Genomic DNA, 1,405 nt, shown 5'->3' on the forward strand with positions numbered 1-1,405 from the left:
CTAATAAATCAGCCTAAGACCGTGTGAGTACTGGATTTGTGATCGAAAAGATACCCTACTTGAAAAATAGAAAAACACCGCTTCCTTTGGTAAAGTGAGAGTGTCGAAGTCACACTACTACCACACAGAAGAGGTGTCCTCTATATGATAGAGCAAAAACTATCCATTGATCAACTACCTGCAGAAATTAAGCCGGCTTTCCAGGAATTGAAGGTCATTAAACACTTGAATGACGCTGGCTTTAAGAAGAAATTTGGCTTCACTTGTGCGACCTTGTTCCGAATCATATTTGTGCTGCTTTTCCAACAAAAAAATTGGTTTCGTCTACTTGAAAGCCAGCGAGGCACAAACTATCCCGGGAAAGATACCGTGTATCGTTTTCTCAACCACAGCGGGTACGCTTGGCGCCGCTTTTTAACGCTACTGAGCCGCGAGACCATTCATCGTATGGAAACCTTGACCTCGGATCAGCGCGAGACAGCGTTCATCTTCGATGATTCGATGTTTGAACGTAACCGGAGCAAGGTCGTAGAGATGCTCGCACGTTTCAAAGATCATGCCACAGGAGTGTATTACAAGGGTTTTCGCATGTTAACCATGGGCTGGACCGATGGACATTCCTTTGTACCGGTTGACTTCTCGCTGCTCAGCTCGAACAACTCCAGCATCAATGGAATCGCCGCCGAAATTGATAAACGCTCATCAGGTTTCAAGCGTCGGAAAGAAGCGCTGCAAGCTGCTCCTGTTAACATCACCGCCATGCTGGATCGCGCTATAGCTGCCGGCATGTCTGCATCCTACGTGCTCATGGATAGCTGGTTTACTCACGCGCCACTGATTCAAGAGATTCGTGATCGTAACCTACACGTCATTGGCATGGTCAAAAATGATAAAAAGCGATATCTGGTGGACGGGCAACGCATTTGCCTGAATTCGCTTTATGCAACTGCGGCTCGCATTGAAGGAAAAAACCGAAACATCCTTCGTCAGATACGAACAGAGCTTGCTCCAGGAATCCCGGTTACGGTTGTATTCGTTCGTCACCGATCCAAGAAGAAGGAATGGCTTGCGATTCTGTCCACCGATCTTACCTTATCCGCCTCTAACATCATCCGAATTTACAGAATGCGCTGGGAGATCGAGGTCTTTTTTAAGTGCGCCAAATCCTTGCTGCGTCTACAGAAGGAGTTTCAAGGACGATCATACGACCTGCTCATTAGCCATACGACGATCGTATTTGCTCGCTACATCCTACTTGCCTGGCAGCATCGCCAGAGCACAGACCAACGGACGATTGGAGGTCTGTTTTATTTGTTGTGCGACGAAGTTGGAACAATGGACTGGGTCGTCGCTCTTCAACAACTGGTCGAACTGATGAATGAAGTTGCCGCAAAGGCAGGAAAGC

1 protein-coding gene is annotated in these 1,405 nt (G+C 47.4%); it reads left to right on the plus strand.

Annotated features, from left to right (window positions below):
• Positions 1–144 precede the first annotated feature (144 nt).
• On the plus strand, positions 145–1,405 hold a 1,261-nt coding region (locus FPZ49_RS35125), incomplete at its 3' end, for an IS4 family transposase (protein ID WP_144855376.1).

Source organism: Paenibacillus cremeus (assembly GCF_007786445.1).
Classification (GTDB): domain Bacteria; phylum Bacillota; class Bacilli; order Paenibacillales; family NBRC-103111; genus Paenibacillus_G; species Paenibacillus_G cremeus.